Source organism: Nocardia sp. NPDC050697, assembly GCF_040654395.1.
In the GTDB taxonomy this organism is placed as follows: domain Bacteria; phylum Actinomycetota; class Actinomycetes; order Mycobacteriales; family Mycobacteriaceae; genus Nocardia.
On the sequence record NZ_JBFAHY010000013.1, the window covers coordinates 1 to 18,955 of the forward strand.

Annotated in this window: 15 protein-coding genes; 7 read left to right on the forward strand and 8 right to left on the reverse strand. The window is 64.5% G+C overall.

The window, feature by feature from the left end; all coding sequences use genetic code 11:
- The first annotated feature begins 484 nt into the window (after positions 1-484).
- From AB0H71_RS31660 to AB0H71_RS31675, 4 genes are all read left to right on the forward strand, one after another.
- Entirely contained in the window at positions 485-745 is a 261-nt protein-coding gene (locus AB0H71_RS31660; RefSeq protein WP_357028425.1) for a hypothetical protein, read from the forward strand.
- The gene (locus AB0H71_RS31665) at positions 735-1,268 is read left to right on the forward strand and encodes a sigma factor (RefSeq protein WP_357028428.1); all 534 of its coding nucleotides are present in this window, start codon (positions 735-737) and stop codon (positions 1,266-1,268) included. The genes AB0H71_RS31660 and AB0H71_RS31665 overlap by 11 nt, the downstream gene beginning before the upstream one ends.
- A gap of 467 nt (positions 1,269-1,735) precedes the next feature.
- On the forward strand, positions 1,736-2,083 hold the full coding sequence (locus tag AB0H71_RS31670) for a hypothetical protein (RefSeq protein ID WP_357028431.1): 348 nt from the start codon (positions 1,736-1,738) through the stop codon (positions 2,081-2,083).
- Positions 2,080-3,048 (forward strand): pentapeptide repeat-containing protein, encoded by a 969-nt coding sequence (locus AB0H71_RS31675; protein WP_357028434.1) that lies wholly within the window; start codon positions 2,080-2,082, stop codon positions 3,046-3,048. Before AB0H71_RS31670 ends, AB0H71_RS31675 begins: the two co-directional genes overlap by 4 nt.
- 372 nt (positions 3,049-3,420) lie before the next feature.
- Here the strand turns inward: AB0H71_RS31675 and AB0H71_RS31680 are convergent, their stop codons facing one another.
- The 5 genes from AB0H71_RS31680 to AB0H71_RS31700 form a co-directional block, all read right to left on the reverse strand.
- The gene (locus AB0H71_RS31680) at positions 3,421-4,542 is read right to left on the reverse strand and encodes a hypothetical protein (protein WP_357028437.1); all 1,122 of its coding nucleotides are present in this window, start codon (positions 4,540-4,542) and stop codon (positions 3,421-3,423) included.
- Positions 4,512-4,751 carry a hypothetical protein gene (locus AB0H71_RS31685; RefSeq protein ID WP_357028439.1) on the reverse strand — a complete coding sequence of 80 codons (240 nt, stop codon included), beginning with the start codon at positions 4,749-4,751 and terminating at the stop codon, positions 4,512-4,514. The genes AB0H71_RS31680 and AB0H71_RS31685 overlap by 31 nt, the downstream gene beginning before the upstream one ends.
- A gap of 448 nt (positions 4,752-5,199) precedes the next feature.
- Entirely contained in the window at positions 5,200-6,318 is a 1,119-nt protein-coding gene (locus AB0H71_RS31690; protein ID WP_357028442.1) for a hypothetical protein, read from the reverse strand.
- Positions 6,319-6,363: 45 nt separating this feature from the next.
- Positions 6,364-6,585 carry a helix-turn-helix domain-containing protein gene (locus tag AB0H71_RS31695; protein WP_357028445.1) on the reverse strand — a complete coding sequence of 74 codons (222 nt, stop codon included), beginning with the start codon at positions 6,583-6,585 and terminating at the stop codon, positions 6,364-6,366.
- A 99-nt stretch (positions 6,586-6,684) separates the two neighbouring features.
- On the reverse strand, positions 6,685-9,528 hold the full coding sequence (locus AB0H71_RS31700) for a PrgI family mobile element protein (protein WP_357028448.1): 2,844 nt from the start codon (positions 9,526-9,528) through the stop codon (positions 6,685-6,687).
- Positions 9,529-10,093: 565 nt separating this feature from the next.
- Between AB0H71_RS31700 and AB0H71_RS31705 the strand changes: the two genes are divergently transcribed.
- Positions 10,094-12,136, forward strand: coding sequence for a P-loop NTPase fold protein (locus AB0H71_RS31705; RefSeq protein WP_357028835.1), 2,043 nt, complete (start codon positions 10,094-10,096; stop codon positions 12,134-12,136).
- A 92-nt stretch (positions 12,137-12,228) separates the two neighbouring features.
- Here AB0H71_RS31705 and AB0H71_RS31710 read toward each other — a convergent pair whose 3' ends face one another.
- Positions 12,229-13,563 carry an NYN domain-containing protein gene (locus AB0H71_RS31710; protein WP_357028451.1) on the reverse strand — a complete coding sequence of 445 codons (1,335 nt, stop codon included), beginning with the start codon at positions 13,561-13,563 and terminating at the stop codon, positions 12,229-12,231.
- 92 nt (positions 13,564-13,655) lie between these two features.
- Positions 13,656-14,660, reverse strand: a complete 1,005-nt coding sequence (locus AB0H71_RS31715; RefSeq protein WP_357028454.1) for a hypothetical protein — start codon at positions 14,658-14,660, stop codon at positions 13,656-13,658.
- Positions 14,661-14,877: 217 nt separating this feature from the next.
- Between AB0H71_RS31715 and AB0H71_RS31720 the strand changes: the two genes are divergently transcribed.
- Complete coding sequence (locus AB0H71_RS31720) at positions 14,878-16,113, forward strand: ATP-binding protein (protein WP_357028457.1); 1,236 nt, start codon at positions 14,878-14,880, stop codon at positions 16,111-16,113.
- A gap of 303 nt (positions 16,114-16,416) precedes the next feature.
- Positions 16,417-17,544, forward strand: coding sequence for a hypothetical protein (locus AB0H71_RS31725; RefSeq protein ID WP_357028460.1), 1,128 nt, complete (start codon positions 16,417-16,419; stop codon positions 17,542-17,544).
- Positions 17,545-17,610: 66 nt separating this feature from the next.
- Here AB0H71_RS31725 and AB0H71_RS31730 read toward each other — a convergent pair whose 3' ends face one another.
- The gene (locus AB0H71_RS31730) at positions 17,611-18,852 is read right to left on the reverse strand and encodes an ATP-binding protein (protein ID WP_357028463.1); all 1,242 of its coding nucleotides are present in this window, start codon (positions 18,850-18,852) and stop codon (positions 17,611-17,613) included.
- Positions 18,853-18,955: the final 103 nt, after the last annotated feature.

Genomic DNA, 18,955 nt, shown 5'->3' on the forward strand with positions numbered 1-18,955 from the left:
AACAGCTCCACCATCACCGGGTCAGACGCCGAGATCACCGCCACGACAGCAGACTACCGCTGCGGCACAACGGCTTACGGGACAGCCTTTAGGGGCAACGGGCACGAAGTTCCAAATCGCGACCGAAATCACCGACGTCTCGCCTCGACGACGCCGAACGGCGCCGCGACCGCGACAGCGAGCAGCTGCAGCAGGGCCTGGCCGAACTCCGGCGCCGACGCGCGCTCACCGACACGAGCAGGACGCCGAGCACGCCGCCCGCGCCGAACTCAGTATCCGGAACGAACCCGCGCCCGCCGCCGAGCCGCGACGAGCCACGCCGGAGTCCACTCCGGCTTCGAGCGCCGGTGTCCGGGTCGCAGGCCGGGCGGGACGGAGGGTCCGGGCTATAGCGGCAGAGTGTGGGGAACCAGGCGTCGAAGCTTTTTTCGATCCGGGTTGCACGCCTTCGGCGTCTCCGCCGCTCTTAGCTGGCATGAACGCAATGGAACTGCTGCTCCTGCTGCTCGCGGGGGTGACCGGGAAAGTGCTGCTCACGTGGACAATCTGGGGGCGTCTGCGGGCAAGGAAGATCGAGCAGACGGGCCACCGCAGGCATGTGGTCGATCTCGTGCGAGTGCTCCCGCACGGCAGCGAGTTGGAAGCCCGGCACGAAGCAGGTGGCCTCCACACGAAGGTGACGGTGGGACCGGTGACGAAGCCGAAGACGGCAACGTCAAAAACAGGAGGACGTCGTGGTCGATGAACCCGATCAAATGAGCGTGGATCCATACCGTGTAGCCGCAGAAACGACGGTCGCACCAGCAGAATCGGAGGCTCGTCAGGCAGAGGTCTTCGAGGCCTTCTACCGCGAGCATCTGCCCAGGCTGGCTGGCTTCCTGGTCAACAGGGGCGCGACAGCCGTCGACGCGGCCGAAATCGCCCAGGAAGCGATGATCCGAGCTTGGAAATCCTGGACCGTCGTCGAGTTCCCTCGGGCGTGGGTTTTCAAGGTCGCTGTCCGCATTCTCGGAGAGCGCTTGCGAACGATTCGGGACACCACCCCGAGCACCGGTACCGCCGAGCAATCCGTTCTAATCAGCCTTCCGGCCATTGCGTCGAGAAAGACCACCGCAATCCGTCAAGCCAGATACCTGGCACGACCGTATCGAGCAGGACTCCGTACCGGTCTAGGGCGAGAAGGACGTGTTCGAGGTTCGAGAAGGCACCCGCACGAACCCGGAAGCGTTGGTGTAGAGCGCAAGGAACAAAGGTGGCAGGGCATCTGAGGACCGTTCTGACACCGGCATCTCAAGATCGGACCTCTCCGATCTTGAGATGCCGCCCCGGTCGGACATGGAGTTGACGAAAACCATGCGCAGGCGCCGCCACCGGCGCGGCGACGACGAACGCGGCCTCCGGATCGAACGGGCCCGCGCGGTCTACGACGAGACCAGCCCCACCTACGAGCGCGCCCACGAGACTCTCTTCGCCGAGAGCCGCGCCGCCATCGCCGAGGGCATGGGCCCAGCGAAGCCGCCAGGCACTCCGGGTTCGTCCGCGAGTACGTCGCCCGGATCCGCGCCGGCAAGGTCAAGACCAAGCCGAACTGAGGTCATCCACATTCGGCTGACGCAAAGATTCCGTGTGGTCGTTCCCCGTACGATGCGCATCGACGTGCGGTCCGCCTCTACCGGTCTGCAACGCCCAGCCGTGCAGGAGCGCGGTGTCCAGGGGAGATCGAGGAGACTACGGGGTGGATTGGCGCATCGCTGTCGCGGCTGGCGCAGCAGGGGGGATCGTCGTCGAGCTGGTGGCTCTCTTGGGCAACCTCACTGAGTACCGCGAAGGGCGAAAGGTCGCTCGTGCTGCGCGGAAGAAGCTGCCACACTGGAACCGATACTTCGACCCGGGGCCTGACCTCGCTGCCGCAGCGACACGGCTGCTTCTGGGCGCCGTGGCTGGGGGGCTGTTCCATGATCAGGTCACCAGCGCGGTGGCTGCCTTGGCGGTGGGAACCGCAGCGCCTGCCTTGTTTACACAGTTCGGGGCGGCGCGGTCGATCAGTGAGACGAACGACTTGACAGACAAGCAGCCGAAATGAGCGGGAACACCACCCTTGGAAAGCGGTACTGGGCATCCCTGGCTCGCCCGCGGAGCCGTCAGAGCCGTGGCACGGCTCGCGGCCGGGCCGGGTACTCCTTCGTAGAGCGGTACTGGGCGGCGCTCATTGGCTACCGACTGCCGGTTCGCCCCGACGAGGGGATTCAGCGGCACCTCCCCAACACCGACCCGATCAGCGTGGGCTCAAGTGCTACAGCACCGGGTGAAGCTGCCCGCGGCGGTCAAACCCACCCCGGCACTCTGTTCGATGCGATTCGGAGCGAGATAGCCCGGACCGAAGCTATTCTGAGCAGCGGACACCTGAGCGAAGCGAACCTACGGGGCGTAGACCTGAGCGGCGCGAACCTGACCCGCGCAGACCTAAGCGGCACGAACCTGGCTGCCGCCAACCTGACTGCCGCCAACCTGACCCGCGCGAACCTGACCCGCGCAGACCTAAGCGGCGCGAACCTGACCCGCGCAGACCTAAGCGGCGCGAACCTGACCAACACGATCCTGACCAACACGGACCTAATTGACGCGAACCTTACCCGCGCGAACTTGAGTGAAGCGCACCTGCGCTACGCGAATCTGACTGGAGCGGGGCTGATCGGCGCGGACCTGAGTGAAGCGCACCTGAGCGGCGCGATTTTGATCGGCGCGGACCTTACCGGCGCTGACCTGAGTGAGGCGCACCTGAGCCCCGCAATCTTGACTGGCGCGAACCTGACGGACGCGGATCTGCGTTATGCAAATTTAGCTGGTGCAGACCTGGCTGGTACGAAGCTCGCCCGAGCTGCCTTGCCTCCTGTCAACTACATTGCCGCCGTGCAATGGTCCGATCACACAGAGTGGGATCGCGAACTCAATGAAGTAGTGCGTTCGCGCTCGATCAAGATTGGCGAAGGCCTCTACGTAATGAATCCTGCCGCTGGGCGAGGAGTTGACGCACCCGCGTCGTGGTGATCTCTCGCTCATGGCTGTCCGTTACCGGCAGGAAGCGATAGCGCGTGCGGTTCGAACTGCCATGTTCTCTGATCGTTGTCGCACCAAAACTGGGGTCCTGGTAATAACCGCCGAAAAACAACGGATCTGACCTTGCCCCGGACAGCGAGGCCGGGTCGCGCACGGATGGACCCCGATCGCCGAAGGTAGGCAGACGCACTACCCCGGATAACAGCCCGATATCCGGGGTCCGCTTCGGTGACGACCGCACCGCTTTGAGTGAGGCCTTATCCATAACCGCCCGATTTTCGGCGGTCACTACCCGTACCCCGACTTCCCGAGCACGGCACCCGCGCGCTCGACCTGGCCACCGGGTCACCCGTGGGCGCGCGCTCACCGCTCGAACCCGCCGCGCCCGAGATCCCGGTTCCGGATCGGGTCGAGGTGCGGCGGCAGCCGGCAGCGGTCCGCATCAGGTACGGATGAGGGTGGTGTCGATGGTCTCCGGCGCGTTGTTGTAGCCGGGGAGTGGCTCGTCCTCGAAGTTCGGTGAGGGGGTCGCTCTGGGGGTCGCGGAGGCTTGGCGCGCTGCATCTCCATGAACCGGGCCATGTCGAACTGCACGGTTCTGCGCACAGCTCGCTTCCTCGGAGCGGGTCGGGGCTCCGCCTTGTTCGGCGGGCTGGTGAGGTAGCCGTGTTCGTCGTAGCCGGGCCCGCCCGGGCTGGTGATCACGGCGATGCGGTGTGCGTGCCAGGCCGAGGTCGCGGTGGCGATGTCAGGGGCGTAGTCGTCGAGGTTCTCGCCGTCGACCACGATTGAGGCCTTATACGCGGCCACCCACGCCGGGTACCCGGTGGTGCGGGTGTAGGGGCGGGCGAGGTCCAGGCCGTCGGCGCGCATGTGGATCTCGGTGACCGCTTTGCGCGCGACCGAGAGCATCGCCTGCGCCGCGCGGGCCTGATCGCTCGTCTCCAGCATGTCCCGCACGGCGGTGAGGCAGTCGATGAGCGCGTAGAGCACGGCCATGTTCCCCGCGGTCGGCGAGGTGGTCGACCACAGCATCCTTGCTGCGGTCCGCATCGCGGGCGGGTGCACCGACAGCGCCGCGAAAATCCCCGACGACTGCGACGCGAGCTTCGCCCAGGCGTCCCGGTCACCTTCGGCGATGCCGCGCGCGTAGTCGGTGAACCGCGCCAGCTTGGCAATCGTGGCCTGCTCGTCGACCGGGGTCGCGATCGACGACCGCGCGGCCGGGGTGTTGGCCTTGCGCCACTCCTCCAGCGCCGCCTGCTCGGCGTCGAAGCCCTGCTTCCAAGGCGCCCACGACCGCAGCGCGGTCAGCGTGAGATCCCGGGCCAACCGCCCGCCGCCGTAGCTGATCGGCTTCTCCCGCTTGGCCTTGGCGTTGAGACTCGGGCGCATCCCCACCGAGTACCCGGTCACCTGGTCCATGCCGCCCTTGGCGAAGTACGGGCGCACAATCAGCCCGGCGGCGCGCATCTCGCGCACCACTCGGCCTCACTCCTAACCGACGCTGCGATCGCCCGCCCGCGCCGCTGCAGCGCCTCGCGCTCGGTCTTCGGCGCCGCCGTGCGGTCGCGGCGAGCCCGCTCCCCCGGCTTGTTCGCCCGCTCAGCGCCGCACCCGGGCCCGCCGAGTTCGCGCAGCCCGTGGCGGCGCTCCCACTCCCGGCACACGTCCTGGGCCCGTGGATAGTCCATGTACAGATTCGCCAGCCCACCGGGAGGGACGCACCGACGCCGATCCCGCGGCTTTAGACCTACGGACACCGCAGCAGCATCGCCCCGCCTTCGAAGCGCACAGCCAAACGAATCCCCGTCTACATCGTGAGATACACCATCCTTCGCACCCGCCATGAAGCCAACTAGCATCAGCAGGGCCACGTTGGCGCGCGAACCCAAACGCAGCCTGCGGAGAGGAATCATTTCGCCGTGACCGGGCTCGCCATCAGCGACTCGACGCTCCTGCGCCCCTCTCAGCGCTCACCCCCGCCGCCCACCGCATACAGCCCGCTCCGAGCGCGGAGATAGTCGCGCTGGCCCCGAGCAAGCGCCTCTCCGAGGAGTCGGGCACCTCCATGCTGACCGTCAACAAGGTGGGTGTAGATGTCCAGGGTGGTGGTGTTGTTCTTGTGCCGCATACGTCTGGTCACATCGGCGAGACTGTATGCGCCAGCGGCGAGCAATGATCCGTAGAGGTGACGCAACGAGTGGAACCCCATACGTTGACGCATTTTGCCATCCGGTTCCAGGGAATCAGTTCCGCGGCCGGGCCTCCGACTACCGTAACGGCCACATATACCCGGTTGCGCAGCGCTTTCTGGGACATGCGCCCGCCTGATCGACTCGCTGAGAATCTCGCGAACTTTCCAGTGGTTCGCCCGTCGAGCAGCTCCACGATCCAGTCGACGACCCAGGGATCGACCGGGATCTCGGTTCCCGAGGTTTCGGTTTTCAGCGGTCCGTCATGGCTTCCGATCTTCGCTCCATTCACTCTCCGGGCAGCTTTGTACTGCGATTTTAGCTGGAAGGTATGATTCGTGACATCGAGATCTTCGATATTTGCACCGAGCGCTTCGCTCATCCGCAGGCCCACACCGACGCCGAGCGCTACCAAGATACGAGTTTCCGCAGGCATGATATAGAAGAATGTCCAGAATTCGGGCATGGTCGGGCAGTAGGTGGGGACTTTCGGGCGCTCGCGATTGGGTTTGGCGTATGTCTGGGTCGAGCACGGGATGACCGTAGTCAGCTCGGCGCGTTTGGCCGCAGCCATGATTCGAGTGAGCAGCCGATGGATGTTGACCCGGTAGTCGTACGTGTAACCGGCACGGTGCAGCCCGGCCATCATCCGCAGGACATGAGGTTCGCGGACCTCGTGAACCGCGTACATCTCCAAATATTTGAGTATCAAGTTGATGTAGCTGCGATAGCTGCCATACGTTCCGGAATCGAATACTTGCAAGTCGAGCCATTCCCAGCACCACTGCGTCATCATTACGCGTGAGGCATCCTTGGTGATGTGGCGGCCAACCTTTATGGCTGCGACCTGTTCCTGCGCCCATGCATCCACGTCCCTGGCAGTGCTGAACCCTTGCGTGTGCGGCGCATGGGAGATTCCATCGAAGTACGCGCCGCGCCACTGCTTGCCTCGCCCGTAGCTCGCCGAACGAATCGGGCGCCCGTTCGCCCCTTTCTTTCTCAGGTGCCATGTGTCATACGCCCTGCACGCACGAAGCGGAGGTATCGGCTTCAGGCGTTCCACCATAATCGAGCTCGCCTTCGGAAATCAGAGATAGTTTTCGACATACGCCTACGATGGGTTACATCCGTCGCTCGCTTCTCCACCACCGCGCGCGATAAGCCCCTGCTCCCACGCGACCAGGTCGGTCAATCGATATCGGCGGTATCTACCGATACGAACGTAGCGTAGCCCCTTCCCTGACGCCGCCCAATTCGCGAGTGTTTTTCGAGGTATTTTCAACCGACGAGATACGTCGTCTGTCGTCAGCCATACCGCGATATCTCTATTCACCGGTCTCTTCTCCTGATTATCGGAATCAACAGATTGACTCGTAACGCAAAAACTTCACTACGCGGATCGCGACCGGACATAATCGGTTGCGCGACCTTCTTAGGAATATTGCTCAGGCTCAATGTCGATATCCCGGTCACGGTTTTCGTCGGCAGCGAAAAGCTCGCCGGGATCGGTCGTTATCAACGAGTTCTCGGTGGCCGAGGCGGCGGAGGCGAAGACGGCGCGATTTGAGCCGCTGGTGGCGATGAGTCCGCTACCGCGGGCGGCGGTCAGCAGGAATTGTTGTTCGCCGTTGGAGAGGCGGAACGCCGTGGTGACCTCGTCGATGGCTTGGGGGGCTTGGCGGAGCAGGATCTGAGTGGCGGCATTGGAGACGATCGCGCGGCCGAGTTGGGTGGACAGGACATCGGCGCTGTCCTGGGTGGCGACGGTGAGCCCGGCCCAGTGTTTGCGGAAGCTTTTGGCGGCACGGAACAGGAACTCGGCTCCGGCGGGCTGGCGCATGAGCAGCCATGCCTCGTCCACGGTGATCATCCGGGGCCGCCGATCGGCCGGGTTGGAGACCCGCCGCCAGGTCTCGTCCAGGGCCAGCAGGGTGCCGATGGTCTTGAGCTCTTCGGGCAGTTCCCGCAGCGAGAACACCACCAGCCCGCCCTCGGCATCGGTGGTTGTAGGTCCGTCGAGCAGTCCGGCGTAGGCGCCAGCGCCGGCGTAGGGCGCGAGCCCGTCGGCGACCTCGCCGGCCGTAGGTGTGCCGAGCCGGGCCAGGTGCTCGCGCAAGTCGCTCAAGATCGGGGTGGGACGGGTCCAGGTGGCCGGGTCGTCGGTGATCCCGGCGCTGGCGTAGACGGCGGTCAGGGCGAGGTCGAGAGCGGCGCGCTGGGCGGGGGTCTGGTTGCCGAGCAGGACCGCGACGAGGGTGTGCAGGAACAGTCTGCGGCGGGTGAGGGCGTCGGCGGGTGCGCTGCGGTTGCCGTCGGGACTGGTGTGGATTTCCAGGTCGAGGGGGTTGAGTCGCTGCCCTGCCGTGCCGAGGCGCAGGTGGGTGCCGCCGACGGCGTGGGCGAGGCGGCGGTATTCGTCTTCGGGGTCGATGACGATTTGCTCGATCCCGCGATAGAGCGAGCGCAGGATCTCGGTCTTGACCAGATACGACTTGCCCGCGCCGCTGCGGCCCAGGACGACCAGGTTGTGGTTGTGAGCCTCGGGAGCGAAGCGGTCTACGAACAGCAGGCCCGAGGCGGCGTCCCGGCCGTAGAACACCCCTGAGGGGCGCTCGGCCCGAGCGGGGTCGGCGGCGGGCAGTTGCGGGGAGTCGAAGGGGAAGGCCGCGGCGAGGGCGGTGGTGTCGAAGGTGCGCCGGACTCGGATTAGGTCGAGGCCGAGGGGCAGGGTGGTGGCCCAGGCTTGGGCGGCGCGGTAGGCGAGGGTGCAGGTGTCGACGAGCAGGCTGGCGGCCAGCGCGCGGACCGCGGCGAGTTCGTCGGCGAGTTCGGCTTCGGTCTCGGCGTGAACGGTGAGGTAGATCCCGACCCGGAACAGCCTGGCTTCGGCGCGCGCGACGCGCGCCGACAGCTCGGCGGCGTCTTCGACGGCGACGTCGACCTGCGGGTCCGAAAGGCGGCCTCGGCTCGCGTCATGCATGCGGGAGGACTCGAGGCGGGCGAGCTGGCGGCGCAGCCGGGTCGCGGCGGTGACCGGGTCGACGGGGTCGATGTGGACGGCGAACTCGACCCGGCCGGGATGGGACAGCAGCGGCGCGAGCCAGCCGGCGGTCACCTCGCGCGGGTAGCCGGTGACCGCGAGCGTCGAGGTCCAGTCCGAGCCGATCTCGAGGTGGCGGGTGCCGATGGTGAGCGATTCCGGGGCGAACCGGTCCGCGCCTCGAGCGAACGGATCCGGGGCCGGGGTGCCAGGATCGGTGCTGATGACCGTGTTGGCGGCGGCGATGTCGGCGGCGGCCGAGACCAGGCCCTCGGGGTTGGTGCAGCTGGTCAGCACGGCGGTCGCGGCCACCGGGTCGAGGGCGGTGACCGAGATTCCGAGCGGGGACAGGATGTCGGCGGCCTCGCTCATGCGGCGCAGCAGCCGGGACTCGGCCGCCCGGCGGGTACCCCCGGACAGTGCCCGCCGGGTCCGGCCTCGGCGGGGCAGCCGCGCGGCCAGCCCGGTCCTGGCCAGGGTGTCGGTCTGCTCGCGCCAGACGAGCAGCACTTGGCGGTGGGTCGGGTTCTCGCGGGCGATCAGCTCGGCGAGGTGATCGGCGTGATCGACGGCTGCCGCGGCGAGGTCGGGTGACATCTGCTCGGCGGCGGCGTACAGGCCGGTGATGTGGCTGCTCAGGTCGAGGCGCGCTGAGCGGACCAGGATCTGTACCGGCTGGCGCAGGGTGTGCAGCCAGCCCGCGAGCTGACCGACCAGGCTGTCCTGTTCGGCTGGGGTTCGCAGGCTCAGGTTGAGGGTTCCGGCGACGGCGATGACGGCGAGGCCCTCGGCGCCGAGGTCGATCACGCCGACACCTCCACCTGCGCCGCTGTCGGTCACCGATTCCGGGAGCCGTGCGGCGTGCGCGGTCAGCGGGGCCGGGGTCGGCGGGCGCGGCCGGGTGGTGCGGGCGCGAGTGGTGATCCATCTCGGGGACGGCTGCACGTGGGTCTTGACGAGGTGGCGTGGCCGGAGGCGGTGGCCGATGGCGGCCACGAGCAGCAGGTCGGCCGAGAGGCCGTCGCGTCGGGTGCAGACCGCGACCGCGACCACGACGAACATCGGGGCCGCGAGGGCGGCGAACATCGCTGGGGCGATGACCGTGCGAGTCGCGGTCCACCCCGAGTACAGCAGCAGGGCGGTGGTGGCGAGGACGGCGAGCTGGCGGGCGGTGAAGGGGCCCAGGATGCGGTCGGAGCGGTCGACGTCGGCGGGGATGCGCACGAGGGTGCTCATCGCAGGGTGCCTCCTCGCGGTGGGCGGGGTGCGCGGCGGCGCACGGGCAGGTCGGGCATGGGTAGATGCAGCTGCCGCCCGGCCGGGCGCGCCGGCGCGGGTGGCTGTGGCGGGTTCGGTGGCGGCGGTACGGGTTTGACCCGGGTCACTGGGAACGGCAGCGGGTACTGGCCGCTGCGGGTCGGGCGGAGGCGGGCGTAGGGATCGGCCGGGGCGGGTTCGGTGAAATCGAAGGCGAGCTGTTGGGGTGTCGCCCGGCGGGCGGGACGCTGCGGTGGCGGTGCGGCCGGTGGTGTGGTGCGGACTCGGCGCGCCGGGATCGGGAGCGGGTACTGGCCCCCGGTCCCGGCGCGGATGCCTCGGTAGGGGTCCGGTGGGGTGAAGTCGAAGGCGAGTTGGCGTCCCCTCGGTGTTCGGGCAGGGCGCGGCTGCGGGGTGCCGGTCGCTTCGGCCGGTGCGGGGCCGGGTCGGCGGGCGACGCGGCGCACCCCTTCCAGGGGCGCGGCCTCGAAACGACAGCGATGCGGCCATCGACCACATCGAGGATGATCGCCTGTCCCGTGGGATGTTTGCGACACGGATCGCGCAGCGCATCGCTCGCACAGGTACCGGATCAAGCGTCGTGTTCGGACTCGCCGGGCCGTGGGGAAGCGGCAAGACGTCGATGCTGAACCTAATCACGAAGGCGCTGAGCTCTGCCCCATCTCAGCCTGCATGGTCGGTTGTGCACTTCACTCCGTGGGCGGCTTCAGACACCGATACGCTGATCGCTGAGTTTTACACCGCGATCGCTTCGGCGCTGCCACAGCGCGCGACCACGGCACGAGAAATGCTGAGGGCCGCCGTACCTGTAGGAGCAGCAGTCGGAGGGAGTCTGCTGAAGGCAGCCATCGGACGATGGGCACCGGGCGGCGTAGACGACGCCATGAACTCGGGCGCAGATGTCCTAGCCGAACGACTCGGAAAGTTCGAGGCGTCCGAGGACCCGTTTCAAGTGCGTTTCAATAAGATCTCCGAAGCGATTCGCGAGTCTGGCACAAGGGTACTGGTGGTAGTGGATGATCTCGATCGCCTGCACACCGACGAACTCCTGGCGGTGATGAAGGCGGTCCGGCTCCTCGGACGATTCCCGAACGTCCACTACCTGCTGGCATACGACAAGACCACGGTACTCGACCTTCTCACCAGTTCTGATCTGGCTCGTGACAATCGCGACCGCGCTCATCGATACCTCGAGAAGATTGTTCAGTACCCGTTTGTCCTCCCACCGATTCAGCGTGTTCATACGGCCACCGAACTGCGAGACGGCCTGGAATCGGTAGCCCATGATCTTGGCCTCTCCATCGACGCACCTGCCACGCGCTACGCGGTGGAGCACCTATTCGATGTGCTGCCAGAGCCCGAGTCGATGACCTTGCGTAGCATCAAACAACTATGCCTTCAGACCGATGTCTTATGTTCCTTGGTAGGTCCCGAGGAAGTTGATCTATTTGACGCTGCGGTCATCACCTACATTCGCCTGAACTATCCAGACCTCTATGACCATATCCCCGGCTGGCGTCGAATTTTAGTGTCTCGCCCGCCCGAGGAAAGCGGTGAATCGGGCACAGATTGGGACAACCGCCTCCGCTTAGTGCTTCCCCGAAGCACGGATCGAAGTGCACAAATCGCAGTTTATAAGATGTTGGTGGCACTATTCCCAATGCTGCCCCATCGGTCTGGAGCGACCTGGACGGACCGCGCCGGTGGTCAACGCATCTCCAATCCGGACTACTTTGGTCGATACTTTCAGTTCGCCCTACCAGAAGGAGATTTGAGCGACACTTCGGTTCGCGAGTCATTTCGAGACCTCCTGGACCGAGGAGAATTCGACTCCACATCCGTTATCAGAGATTACTTGGGCGAGGTTCCACAGCGACGCATTCTTTTGAGCAAGGTATTCGCAAGTCTCCCGTTAGTGCAATCCGCCACGTCGGCGAATAGCGCCGCAGCGGCAACCGCCTTGACCCGTCGGCTCGCGCCGCAGCGCGGCGACCTGTACTCCGGTTGGGGGACGGTGATTCACGCCCTTCTGGACCGCTCCATAGCCACGGCCGATACTAGTGAGACAGGCCGCCACATCGTAAACACCTATGGTGACGAATTCGGACTCCACCTCATTTCGGAACTGTACGCTCACTACAACGGCCGAACCGGAGATGCGAGCGACAATATTTCGCGCGCATGGCACAACATTCGCGAACAGATTGTGGACGCGTGCGTTTGGGATATTCAGACTTCCGAAACTCCCATCGAGGATGGAATCCTTGCCTACGCACGCGTCCTAGACGATGATATGTGGTCGCGAATCCGATCGAGGCTTAGGGGCAGCGGCCTATCGCAGTCGAACATTGCTGCGCACTTCGTAGGAGTTTCACCCCGGTTCCCAGGCACGACACCGCTCCTGGGGCCATTCCATAGCGATTTATTCGCGCGTTTGGTGTCCGAAGAAGAGCTGAACTTGAGGGACTTCGACCCGCCACAGGTTGTCAACGAAGCAGATGTGTCGCTGGAAGGGCGACGAGCTTTCGCAGCTCGCGAAGTGACCCGGGGTCGCCCTCAGTACTGACTCCGGCTTTCGGACCGGCGGCGACAGCGTGAAGCTCGATAGCCGGTGAACGGCCCGCCGATCTACGATCCACCCGCCTTCACCTCAGGGCCTTACCTTCCGTTTGAGTGAAGGGGAGGTTGCTGCCCAGCTGGGGCATCCTCCTCCGAGCCGTGCGTTGTTGCCGCGTTGGTCCGGCGGGAGCCCGCGATGGTTTGTGCTTCAGCAAGCAGTGGCCGTCCGTACTCGGGGTCATCGAAGAGCTCCGTGAGCAGACCTGGGTCGGCTTGCCCCTCCAGTGGTAGCCGATAGATGAGGAAGGTTAGCCACGCGACATGGCTGCGAATGATCCATTGGTGTTCTGGTTGGCCGTCGAAGGTCGCGATATGCCGTTGTGCGCGAGGCGCGGACTGGGGATCGAGTACTCGCAAAGCGTAGGCGGCGTCGTCGTAGGTCAAGCTGTTGACCAAGATGCTGCGACTCGGCTTGTCCATGTCGGGGGCGGCCCGCCCGATCACAGTTTCGAGCGCGCCGAGCGTGGAGGCGTCCCCGGTTCGCCATGCATGATAGATCCGCCGCAGCAGCGATTCCCGGTACTGCTGATCGAGGGGGACACGTAGCTGAAATCGCTGCTCGGCAGCGTCGACCGAGAGCTCCTGTGGAGCGGCCGTTTCACCCTGTCCTGCAGCGACGGTGTCAGCCGTCGAGGTGGCGGAGTCGGATTGGTCGCGGCAGCGTACGTAGGCAACAGCCGGTTTCCCGGGTGCTGGATGCCGTTGGCTGACTTCGAAGGCTCCGAGCGCCTCGATCAGGAGCTTGAGCTTGGTGTAGCCGTAGGTGCGGGTGTCGAAGTCGGGCTGCTTCTTCGACAGGTAGTTGCCGACCGCTCCCAGATGCGACCAGCCATCCTCGTCCGAGGACGCTTCGACCGCCGCCGTCACCAGAGGAGTCAGCTCAGAACTGGGGGCTTTCGTGCTGTGCTTCTTCGCGGCAGTGGAGGCGGGTTGCTCCGGAGTGAGATTTTCGACATAGACGAACTTGTCGCAGGCGGCGACGAATGCCCGCGGCGTCTTTCGCTCCCCCATGCCGAACACCGTCAGCCCGGATTCGCGGAGGCGGGCAGCGAGCCGCGTGAAGTCCGAGTCGCTGCTCACCAGGCAGAACCCGTCGAACCGACCTGAATACAGCAGGTCCATCGCGTCGATGATCAAGGCGGCGTCGGTCGCATTGCGACCCGTGGTCCACCCGAACTGCTGCACCGGCTGGATCGACAGCCTCAGCAGGTGTGACTTCCAACCGCTGAGATTCGTGCTGGTCCAGTCACCATAAGCTCGCTTGACGTGCGCAGTTCCGTACTTCGCGATCTCGGCCAGCAGCGGCTCGGCCATTACCGGCGAGGCGTTGTCGGCGTCGATCAGCACCGCCAAGCGCATCTGATTCTCCCCCATACAGACTCCTGCCCTCACTTGTCCGTGAGCACCGCCAATCCGACGCCCCTGGCGCCTCGGCCGGCGGTTGACCCCTCCCGGTGCCGAGAGCCTCAATCCCTCACGGCGCGGAAGGCACTCCAGCGGCGCAAAACCTCGCGGTCGATACTGGGCGGCAGCTCGGCGACCAGCGATCCGTCGACCAGTTCAAGGGTAGGTCTCGGGGGAAGGTTGCTGTGGCTGACCGAGGTCCACATCCCGTAGCCGATATACATGCGCGCACTGATCGCGCGCTCAGACGATCGAAAAATCCGCTTCATCAGCTCGGTTGCCCCACCGACGAACAACCTCTCCGCGGTGTCGTCGTGATCTTCCGGCGTGGCGATCTCCGCGCGCACCCAGGCCCGGTCACCGCGCTCGATGATGTCGTGGCCGCCAGGGCGGAAGATGACCGCAACCGGGTGCGTCAACTCTGCCCTTCGCAGGTTGCGCGCGAGCAGCCATGCCCGTTGCGGCGTGTAGAGGAAGTACAGCCATTCGACGTCCTGGCCTTTGCAGACCGCACGGAACATGACCTCTGGATGCTCCCGCATCTGCTGGTAACGGTCGAGGAGTTCGGCGATCTTGGCGGCGGTATTCAGCAGCTTGGTGGCCTCTTCTGAGAAGACCGCTCCCTCTGGACTCGTAGCCTCCGAGGTCGAGCCTCGCGGGGGGCGAGTGAACGCCTCCGGCCACGGAAGGCGGTAGACGGGGGTGGGTTCTCCAGTCTCCGGGTCGGAAGTTGATCGGCCGCGCTGTAGCAGCCCGCCACTGTCTCTGGTGAGGACCGTGATGATCTGGCTGAGGTTGTAGACGCAGTGCACGGTGTGATCGTTGGTTCCACCGTCACAAGCACGGTTACGGGCGAAGTAGGCGGCGCGGCCCCCCTTCTTCTCGGTCCGCGGAACCTCGGTGACCGCGTGCACCCGCGCATGGCAGCCGATGGTGTAGCAGGACAACGGCTTCGGCCAAGAGGAGACCTGCTCGGCGATCTCGGAGGCGAGCAAGATCCTCCCGGTCTCGGGATGGCGCGCCCGCGACATCGCTACCTTCGACGGATGCTTGTTTGCCACTGCCATCGCAACCCACCGCCACCCCGACTGTGATCACCTGCTGTCTCCAGGGTAGGCCGCAGCTGGGCAACGGGCTGCTCGATTCCGGTCCGACCGATCGCGGTCCCAGCATGTAGACGCCTCTGCCGGTGGAACGCTCGCACCGAGAAGAGCGGCAATCGGGGTCCTGAGCAGCGCGCGTCCGCGAGGGGATCAGCCGGGTCAGGCGCTAGGCTGCACTGTCGTGACAACGCCTGGGCCGGTGTGGCCACCACGAACCGAAGAGCAACTGCAATTCGCCGCCGATACCGGCCTCCTGGAGGAGACACATCACCTCGACCTAAAGCGCCAGTTGGGTACGAAACCAGCGGACAACAAGAAGTTCGCCTGCGACATCGCAGCTTTCGCGCTCGACGGAGGCACAATCATCATCGGAGTCACCGAAGACACCGAATCGCCGACACTGTGGCCCGTCGAGCTACGCCAGCTGCCGGAAAGAGTCGAAAGCATCGCCGCTACAGCTGTTCAAGAAGCAGTGCAGGTCACCACCTCCGTCATATTCGCGAGCGACCGACCCGGATACGGATACCTCGTGGTCGCGATTCCTCGCTCCCCACGAGCCCCGCACATGGCCGACGGCCGCTTCTACGGCCGCGGCGACAAGAAGAACCGCGTGCTCTCCAATGAAGAAGTCGCGCGCCTGCACCGCCAGAGATTCTCCACCGAACAGGACATCCTCGCCGCGACCAGGACCGCTATCGACGGCCTCGGTGAGCGCGGTGGCCGCAATTCGATCCTCGGCATCCTTGCCGAACCGCTCGGCGCGCCCGACGATCTGCTGGTCCCCCTGACCGAGTCCGAACAGTGGCAGACCGACGTCCACAGCTGGGTTCAGCAAGCAGCAGCTTCGTCCCACCGCAACTTCGCACCCGATCTCGCCGACGGCAGCGGCTTCAGACGACGTGCTCAGGGCGTAGCACTCACGGTCGGGATGCACAACGGACAGCGCTGGGCTGGCAACGGCCGCGCAGCCGAACTCGCCTTCCGGGAGGACGGCTCGATCTTTTTGGCCTCGGAAAAGGTCGTCTGGACGATGACCTTCGACCACGTCACACCCAAGCCCGCGCCGGCCGAGGTGCTCTTCGAGGACCTGATCATCGGTCAGACCGAGCTGCTCATGCGCGTCACCGCGATCGTAGCTCAGAGGTTCGGGTTCACCGGATCCTGGAAGCTCGGACTGGTAGCGACGGGACTTCGCGGCACTGTCTCCTACACCAGGAGCGCGCTAGAACACGGACCAGACGGAGAACCCTACTCCGACCGCAACTACGAGCGCGCGACCGAAGTCACCCTCGCCGATCTCACCACCGAACCACGCCGAGTCGTAAAGACACTCGTCAGCCCCCTCCTCCGAAGCCTCGGCAGCTTTCATCACTGGAGTCCGAAACTCACCGATGCTTCCAAGCCACCGGGACCATAGCCACGACTTCACCGATCACCGTGAGGCAGCCGCGCGGGAACATTGCGCAGCTCGCACGCACCCTCGACGACAAGATGGCCCGGTCCCCTGGAACGCCCTGATGGCTCACAAACTCCACGATTCGCTCGCCGTTAAGCTCGTTCTCAGCAGCGCCCGCAGGCGCGCTCAGCGAGCCGAAGGTGCAGCGCGGTGGTCTACGCGTCCAGCCACAGTCGAGCATCGAGCTGCCGCAGCGGGATCTCAGCGTCAGCTTCGGTTCGATGCATCGGACAGAAGACATAGATAAAGAGTTAGGGGGACTGCGTGCTAGCAGACGAAACAGCGGTACCGGCCCATGCGACCCTATTAAGCGGTCTCAGCCGCCGGGACGTCGAGGTAGCCATCGCGAGGTCTGGATACCCGTTTCAAGCTGTTGTTGCAGATAGGCTGAGTAGTGCAATCAGCCGAAACACAAAGGTCTCTGGGTTCTTCGGTGCGCACGAAGAGTGGAGCTACACCGACTCCGATTCAGGCCAGGCACGCACTGTCGATATCCTGGTCAGCACATCACTCGGGACTTCCGAGAAGCCCGGTGGGCCCTTGTCCCACCCGTCGCTACAGCTACTGGTCGAGTGCAAACAGAGCGAATTGCCTTTCACCTTTTTCCTGCAACGGCAGACGCGCACCGACAGCATCGACCTCCACATCCCTGAAGCGCGGAGTTCAATCATGGTCCTAGTTCCCTCGGACGCGACCAAACCACAAGCGCCGCGATTGATGCAGGTGCGAGATGTTTTCGGCGCATTGGACTTCCGCTTCTTCAATTGCCCAGTTCCACACGCATTCTCCGTATCGAAGATCAAGCGGTCACCTAAACCCGAGGTAACAGGAGAGGAAGCGCACCGTTCGTTGACTCTGCCGCTTATGAAAGCAGCCGATCACCTCGACTCGCTCGCGATGAAAGACCATAATACAAGGGGGCCGGTCAGCATCATCATCTGTCTCGTCGTCGTCAGGGCCCCTATGGTCGGCGTCTGGGTGAAGAACGGCGAGCCTCAGCTCTCTTCAATGCCTTGGTATCGAGTCTTGCATCACCAGCCCTTCGGGGCCATCGACAAATTCGGCCAGAAAATCCGGACAAGATACTACGACGTGGTTCACGAAGAATATCTAGACCAGTACATATCAATCATGATGCACGCCTTGAACAGCTTGGCGGACCGAATTCACATACATGATAACGAGCTCAGAACCGGAATCGGAATGGGCGGCGATGGAGAGAAGCCTTGGGAGACACTGCGACCAGTTCCGCCTGGTGAATTCGCCGAGGGCATCTCCGTACCGATCGGACCAATGGTTGCCCGAATACCGGGCGGCTACCCAATGGAGGAGGTAGACCCGAGGATGCCAAGCGAAGACCATCAGATCCCCTGGTCGAGTCTAAATTACTAAGACCGGACGTAGGGAGTGTGAGCGTTCGTCGCCCGCGAGCGTGAGCGATACACCTCGCGCCTTCAGCTACCGCACTTCGTCCCGCGCCGGAGGGGTGACGAGTCGAACCTCGGATATACCACCCTGATTTACGCAGTCCTGTGCCAGGTCGTGAACACGCCAGAAGAAATCATCTGAGGACTCGCTCGCGTCCACAGTCACCTCAACGGGTGAATATCCACGCAGCGGGGTTCCTTGGTGGGGGTAGCGAGCGTCTCCCGACAGGAATACCAGCGCTTCCCGGCCCATCCACTCGGCCCCGACACGGATGTCGTACTCCTCATTGCCAGTAGCTTCTGCAGTGACCCTAGTCAGAGCCATCAAATCGGCGACACTTGCCTCAACCGCCGATGCCTCCACCTGCCACCCGTCCAGGTAGCTACCACTACCGATCATGTGTCCACCAATCGCCGCAGCGAGGGTGACCGACCCGTCATGGTGGACGCTGGCCCACGCCTCCCTCCAAACCATTCGATCACCGGTAGCCGCATTGACTGCAACCCAACGGCGAAGACCAGGACGCGGATTCAGCCGGTCCACACTCTCCAGGGGATGCACGCCGCCAGGTGCGTAGGTCATCGTCAGCTTCTCGGTCCTGGTCAGCACCTCCCGGACATCGTCACGTGTGAGCCGGTTCTGGAGGCGGGGGACTCGCGGATGCGCAACAGCGAACAGCCATGCCCGAGTTTGCGTATCCCGGCCGCGAGCCGCCTCAACGTACAGGTTGTCCAAAGCCTCGGTGGCATGACGGCGTTCATCGAAGCGAGCCCGGTACATCGCCTCGATCTGACGTTCCTTCATCCATACAGTGTCGGCATTGTTACGCAGCGGCGCGCCGAAGTATTCGTTCCTGTAAATCAGATGCGGACCATCGACACTTGCCGGTACCTCAACCGCCACAGCACGCTTGTCTACGGATCCGAGTCGATGCACCTTCAAGCCAAACACAGGCGGAGTAATGGCATTTACCGCAGCGGTGTTCAACGCGCGCTCGTATCCCTCATCACACTCGCCGACACCGATACGCTCAGTCGCAGCCTTCTGTGACTCGCGGACCCCATAGATGATCAGCCCACCCCCACTGTTGGCCATAGCCGCGACGTCCTTCGGAAAGTCCGTCAGCTGCAGTCCCTTCACCGGCAGCAGCTCCGACTTCCAGTCCAAGTCGTCGGCCTCCTCCACACCTTGAGCTACCGCCTCGTCGAGAAGCTCGTCGGTCAGCGGTCCCGGAGCCACACCGAGGATCCGATGGAGTGCAGTGAACGTCATGGGACCAGAATAGGAAGCGGAACCGACATGATCAGGGTTCTCCTAGAATCGCCTCGAGCTATCACACGTCCTGACCAGCCGATGCGGCCTTGACGAGCCAAAA